The following is a 6,785-nucleotide window of genomic DNA, read 5'->3' as shown; positions in this document are numbered from 1 at the left end:
AGAATAAAATCTCAAACCACAAACATTTTTGTATAAAACAAAACTCAACAAAATTTTTATTAGTTGAGTTATGTAAGTGGTAGGGACCTATAGAATACAACACAAAACTTTGAAGATTGAACGTTATTGCTTTTTTTCCGGCAGCTGTAGAGTCCACACGTAGCTTATGGCGTATTGGACAAACAGTATTGGGTATAATATTTCGTCATCCCATTACTGGCACTAGTATCATCCCAATTTTACCGGATGGTCGGATTGTACTGATCCGGCGGCGTGACAATGGTCTTTGGTCATTGCCTGGAGGGATTGTGGATTGGGGAGAAGATATTCCCAATACAGTACGTCGGGAATTGATCGAGGAAACTGGGCTAGAATTGGTGAAAATTAATCGTTTGGTAGGAGTTTACTCTGCACCAGACCGCGATCCCAGAATCCATTCAATTTGTATTGTGGTTGAAGCCGAGGTGCATGGGACAATGGAGATTCAAGACACTTTAGAAGTCATGGAAATCCAAGCTTTCTCTCCCTGTTTACTACCTTCAGAAAAGATGTCTCACGACCATACTCGGCAGTTGCAAGACTACTTGAATGGCTTGACAACATTGGCATAATAATATTTTGTCATTTGTCATTGGTCATTTGCCACTAAAGTGATGATTTAAAGAATCTTCTTTACGAGAGGCTCCCCCAAGGAGACGCTAAACGAATCGCACCACACCTTTGGGTTTGTAATTTGACTAATGACTAATGACTAATGACTATTTATTATGATGCTAAAAGTTAACTACTAAATAAAATGGATACACTATTCCGTAACTCTCGGAGAAAGCTCTCTCAAGGGTTACTATTCTGGCGTGAAGTCGGTGAAAAAACTCCTATAATTTTTTTACATGGTGCTTGGAATGAGAGCAGTCAATGGTTATCTGTGATGGAATCCCTTGCACAAGATTTTCATTGTTTTGCACCTGATTTGTTAGGATTTGGTGAATCAGAAAATCCTAATATCCACCATTCGATAGATTTACAAGTTGAGTGTTTAGCTGAATTTTTGCAAGCTGTGAAGCTAAAAAAAGTATATTTAGTGGGGCATTCTCTTGGGGGTTGGATTGCTGCTAGCTATGCTTTAAAGTATCCAGAGAAAGTTGATGGTGTGGTATTGCTAGCACCAGAGGGCGTAGAGATAGCAGGACAAGAAGAGTATTGCCAGAAGATGCGGCGATTATTGAATTATCCACCATTAGTAGTTAAATTGTTGCGATCGCTCAGTCCTTTGACTAAAATCCTGGGTTGGCATGAAAAAATTACACAAGACTTGCAGTTGCGTCAAGCGCTATTGCCGTATCCCATAGGTTGCCAGTTACTTTTCAAACGGCGACAAGTAGAAATTGAGGCGGAATTACTGCAAAAGCAGCTTTACATGATAGATGTCCCAGTTTTTATTTTACAAGGTGGACAAGATACCCCAGATGCTTTAGCCAGAAGTCGTGTTTATGCTCAACTAATGCCAAAAGTCGAGTTGAAAATGATTGCCCATGCCGGAAATGACTTGCCAGAGTCTTGTGCTGAGGTTGTGGCGAGCGAGATTCGGGAGTTTATTCAAGGTATTTTAAAAAGTCATAATTTCAACGAATTAAACTAGCTCATTCAGGGTTTGTTGCCAATCTACTACACTTTTGGGCATAGTTTATTTAGGGATAAACTTCTCTTTTAATTGTATGCTATCTGGGCTTTGGATTGTCTCTTTGCCGTGAAAACTTCGGTTCCTACTCCTTATTCTCCATTACTATTTTCTGCATTCCCAAAAAAATCAAATTTGGTTCCACAATTAAACGTGTTGCGATTTCAGGATATAAAGCTTGCAAATAATTTAGTAATAAAGTGCGATCGCCTCCTTTAATCGCAATCTTCCCATCAAGAAATAAATCCCACCACGCCTCAATAAAATCTTTGATGCCAGCTAATAATGTGTAAATTACTCCGCTTTGAATTGCTTCTTTAGTATTGAGAGCAAAACGTGGTGGTAGAGACGGAAAACTTTGCATTTCTACTAATGGTAATTGTCCTGTTTGTTGATCGAGAGTTGCAAATTGCAAACCTAATCCCGGCAAAATTGCACCTCCAAATAAAGACTCATTAGCATCCGCAGCTGTAAAAGTTAGCGCTGTCCCAGTATCAATTACCAACATTGGAAAACCCCAAGTTTTTCCCGCACCCCACAAAGCTAAAGCGCGGTCAATTCCTAGTGTGGAATACATCCCCTTGAGTGATATTTGCTCTAAAGTAATAACACGAGTATTTGGGTAAGTTTGCCAAATAGCAGTTTGGCTGGGAACTACCGAGGTGAGGAGGACAGGACAGGGTGGCAGAGAGACAAAAGCGCAAAGGGGTGGAGTATTTGTGAGAAAATTACCTTGTTGATCGGGTGGAGAAATTGCCAGCAATAAATCATCTAGGGTTTGACATTCAGCTAGATGTTGTATGACAGACTCAGGAAAATAGTCGGTATCCCAAGCTGAGTAAAGTGTCTCGCCAATAAACAATGCCCAATGCAGCCGAGAATTCCCAATTTCCAAAGCTAACCAAATTTCCTCTTTGTGCCTCTGTGGTTTCACACTTTTAACTTTTTTAAGTCAACTATAGGTTTTTTAATAAAAATTAACATTCAAGCCGTGTCACAATAAAAGAAGAGGAAGAAATACTCATTGTGTCAAGGAGGGAGTTATGGTAGCACTCACCGAAAAAACTGAAAAGCGGCTCACCATACAGACTGTAGAGATTGCTCAAGAGACAACGGCTATTCGCTCTTTGGATTGGGATCGCGATCGCTTCGATATTGAGTTTGGTCTGCAAAACGGTACTACTTATAACTCGTTTCTCATTCGCGGGGAGCAGACTGCCTTAGTTGATACCTCCCATGAAAAGTTTCGTCAACTATATTTTGATACGCTCACCGGACTAATCAACCCAACAGAGATTGATTATTTAATTATCAGCCACACTGAACCAGACCACAGCGGTTTAGTTAAAGATTTGTTGCAAATGGCTCCAGAAATAACCGTTGTCGGTTCTAAAGTGGCAATTCAGTTTCTTGAGGATTTAGTACATCAGCCATTCAAACGGCGGATTGTGAAAAATGGCGATCGCTTAGATTTGGGCAATGGGCATGAATTTGAATTCGTGATTGCTCCAAATTTACATTGGCCCGATACAATTTTCAGCTTCGACCATAAAACCAAAACTCTCTACACCTGCGATGCTTTTGGGTTGCACTACTGCTCAGATAGCACCTTTGATGAAGACTTAGCAGCGATTGAAGAAGACTTTCATTACTACTACGATTGCTTGATGGGGCCAAATGCCCGCTCGGTTTTGTCTGCCCTGAAGCGGATGGCGGAACTGAAAACGATCGACATGATTGCCACAGGACACGGCCCATTATTATCTCACAATGTAGAAGAACTAGTTGGACGTTACCGCACTTGGAGCCAAACGCAAGCCAAGCCAGAAACGGTAGTTGGAATATTTTACGTTTCCGAATACGGATATAGCGATCGCCTCGCGCAAGCAATTGCCAATGGTATCGGTAAAACCGGTGTCGCTGTGGAAATTGTCGATTTGGGATCTGAAGTCGATTTACAAGAGCTGCGAGAACTAGTTAGCCGTTGTGCTGGGCTAATCGTTGGTTTACCTCCGGCTTCTGGCGCTGCGAGCATTCAAGCTGCACTCAGCACAGTTTTAGGATCTGCTAAAGAAAAACAAGCTATCGGCGTGTTTGAAACTGGCGGTGGCGATGATGAGCCAATAGATCCTTTGCTGAGTAAATTCCGCAATTTGGGTTTGACAACAGTTTTTCCAGCAATTCGGATTAAACAAACGCCTACAGAAAATACTTACAAGCTGTGTGAAGAAGCGGGTACTGACTTAGCTCAATGGGTAACACGCGATCGCAGCATCAAAGCCATGAAATCTCTTGGTGCTGACTTAGATAAAGCATTAGGTAGAATTAGCGGCGGACTGTATATTATTACTGCTAAAAAAGGTGATGTATCCAGTGCCATGTTAGCCTCTTGGGTTGCTCAAGCCAGCTTCAAACCATTGGGATTTTCCATTGCAGTCGCCAAAGATCGAGCAATTGAATCACTCATGCAAGTAGGCGATCGCTTTGTTCTCAACGTTTTAGAAGAAGGCAATTTCCAACCATTAATGAAACACTTTTTGAAACGGTTCGCCCCTGGCGCAGATCGTTTTGAAGGTGTGAGAACTCAGCCAGCCGAAAATGGTGCGCCCATCCTCAACGACGCTCTCGCCTACATGGAGTGCGAAGTCATCAGTAGAATGGATTGCGGCGACCATTGGGCAGTATATAGCACAGTTTACGCCGGACGGGTTTCTAAACCAGAAAGTTTGACTGCTGTGCATCACCGTAAAGTTGGCAACCACTACTAAAAAGTTAGGAGTTAGGAGTTAGGAGTTAGAAGTTAAAAATTAGGAGTTGTAGGGACGAGTTGGACAAAAAATATCGTCTGTACAACGGAAGTTAAAAAATTTAGATTAACGACTTTCTTCAACTCATAACTCGTAACTCATAACTCATAACTCTTGTTTTAGCCATGTCAAAAAATAAACCCCGTGACGTTCAAGTTTTCCCGATTGCTACAAATACAAGAATCCTGCGATCGCGCAGTTGGTCAAGGCTGAGATTTGAAATTGAATATGCTCTTGCTAAAGGTACAACTGCTAATTCTTATTTAATCGAAAGCGAGAAAACTGCCATAATCGATCCTCCAGGGGAAACATTTACGCAAATTTATTTAGAAGCTTTACAGCAACGTTTCCATCTTGAAGATTTAGATTATGTAATTTTAGGACACGTAAATCCTAACCGTGCTGCAACTTTAAAAGCTTTGTTAGAAATTGCCCCGCAAATTACCTTTGTGTGTTCTAATCCAGGGGCGAGAAATTTACGTGCGGCGCTGGAAAATCCAGATTTGCAAATTCTTGTCATGCGTGGCGAAGAAACTCTAGATTTGGGTAACGGGCATAATTTACAATTTATTCCCACCCCCAATCCTCGTTATGCAGATCAACTTTGCACCTACGATCCACAAACAGAAATTCTGTACACAGATAAGTTATTTGGGGCGCACGTTTGTGGAGATCAGGTATTTGATGAAGGTTGGGAAGTATATAACGAGGATCGGCGTTATTATTTTGATTGCCTCATGGCTCCCCACGCTCGTCAAGTTGAAACAGCACTGGATAAACTTGCTGATTTTCCTGTGCGAATGTATGCCAATGGACACGGCCCTTTGGTACGCTATGGCTTAATCGACCTGACCAAAGCTTATCGAGAATGGAGTCAACAGCAAACATCTGCTGACTTGACAGTAGCGTTAATTTATGCATCAGCGTATGGGAATACAGCCACATTAGCCCAAGCGATCGCTCGTGGCATTACAAAAGCTGGCGTTGCCGTAGAATCGATTAACTGCGAATTTACTGAACCAGAAGAAATCCGGGCGGCTGTGGAAAAAGCCGGTGGTTTCATCATTGGTTCTCCTACTCTTGGTGGTCATGCACCGACACCTGTACAAACAGCTTTAGGAATTGTCCTATCCACCGCCACTAACAATAAACTCGCTGGCGCTTTTGGTTCCTTTGGCTGGAGTGGGGAAGCGGTTGATTTAATTGAAGGTAAATTAAAAGATGCTGGCTATCGGTTTGGTTTTGATACCATCCGCGTAAAATTCAAACCCGACGATGCCACCTTACAATTGTGTGAAGAAGCTGGAACCGACTTTGCCCAAGCACTGAGGAAAGCGAGAAAAGTGCGATCGCAGAGTCTTCCTGCAACAACAGTAGAACAAGCAGTTGGTCGGATTGTCGGTTCTCTTTGCGTTCTCACAGCCAAAGAAGGCGATCGTTCCAGTGCCATGTTAGCTTCTTGGGTATCTCAAGCCAGCTTTAGTCCACCCGGTTTAACCATCGCCGTCGCTAAAGACCGCGCAGTAGAAACACTGACGCATACAGGAAACAAATTTGTCCTCAATATCCTCAAAGAGGGGAATCATTTGGGGTTGATGAAGCACTTCCTCAAACCTTTTGGCCCAGGACAAGACCGATTTGCTGATGTCGCCGCCGAAGAAGCTGAAAGCGGTTCTCCTATACTTACGGATGCCCTAGCATATCTCGAATGTTCCGTACAAAACCGGATGGAATCTGGCGACCACTGGCTGGTTTATGCGACTGTGGAGAATGGCAAATTGTTAGATAAAGATGGCGTTACAGCTGTGCATCATCGCAAGTCGGCAACTCATTATTAGACTTTTTGCAAAAGTCTGGGTAAAGGTGAAGGGGAAAAGGGTTAAGACACTCAAAATCCTTTTCCTTTAACCTTTTCCTTCTCTTACAAAAATATATTTTTGCAAGAGACTCCATGAGCTGCGCTCACAAGGAACAATGAAAATGATCTTGGAACGATTTTGCGTTGTTTCAGCCTCTATTTTCAAGGCAGGTCTATTAAATCAATGCCACAAGCAGCAAACGGCGAGACAGCCTAACAACCCCGTCGTACCAAATAATCCCTAGCCGCGCATCTTTTGATGTAGTTTTTCACAAAAAACATGACATCAGAATCTCATGAAACGCTAGATACAGCAGTTTGCAAGTAACTGAGGTACAAAATGCAGGAATTAAGATCAGACATAAACAGTTTCTAACTGCTGGCTTCTGCCTAAAAACCCGTAACTTTGTACCTCATGTAAATAGAAAACTGCTGTAAATAC

At 42.4% G+C, this 6,785-nt stretch carries 5 protein-coding genes; 4 read left to right on the top strand and 1 reads right to left on the bottom strand.

Going from position 1 to position 6,785, the window contains the following annotated elements:
- Positions 1-116 precede the first annotated feature (116 nt).
- Both RMY16_RS22050 and RMY16_RS22045 read left to right on the top strand, forming a co-directional pair.
- The gene (locus RMY16_RS22050) at positions 117-611 is read left to right on the top strand and encodes an NUDIX hydrolase (protein ID WP_322660649.1); all 495 of its coding nucleotides are present in this window, start codon (positions 117-119) and stop codon (positions 609-611) included.
- Between the two features lie 185 nt (positions 612-796).
- Entirely contained in the window at positions 797-1,639 is an 843-nt protein-coding gene (locus tag RMY16_RS22045; RefSeq protein ID WP_322738164.1) for an alpha/beta hydrolase, read from the top strand.
- A 124-nt stretch (positions 1,640-1,763) separates the two neighbouring features.
- Here RMY16_RS22045 and RMY16_RS22040 read toward each other — a convergent pair whose 3' ends face one another.
- Entirely contained in the window at positions 1,764-2,612 is an 849-nt protein-coding gene (locus RMY16_RS22040) for a pantothenate kinase (protein WP_322738163.1), read from the bottom strand.
- 109 nt (positions 2,613-2,721) lie between these two features.
- Here RMY16_RS22040 and RMY16_RS22035 point away from each other — a divergent pair, with 109 nt between their 5' ends.
- Positions 2,722-4,446, top strand: coding sequence for a diflavin flavoprotein (locus RMY16_RS22035; RefSeq protein ID WP_322660654.1), 1,725 nt, complete (start codon positions 2,722-2,724; stop codon positions 4,444-4,446).
- Positions 4,447-4,610: 164 nt separating this feature from the next.
- Positions 4,611-6,323: a diflavin flavoprotein gene (locus RMY16_RS22030; protein ID WP_322660656.1), complete on the top strand. Its 1,713-nt coding sequence runs from the start codon at positions 4,611-4,613 to the stop codon at positions 6,321-6,323.
- Positions 6,324-6,785 lie beyond the last annotated feature (462 nt).

The organism is Nostoc sp. DedQUE12b, assembly GCF_034530835.1.
GTDB lineage: Bacteria > Cyanobacteriota > Cyanobacteriia > Cyanobacteriales > Nostocaceae > Nostoc.
Note: the sequence above shows the minus strand (reverse complement) of the source record. Positions and strands in the feature narration are given on the sequence as shown.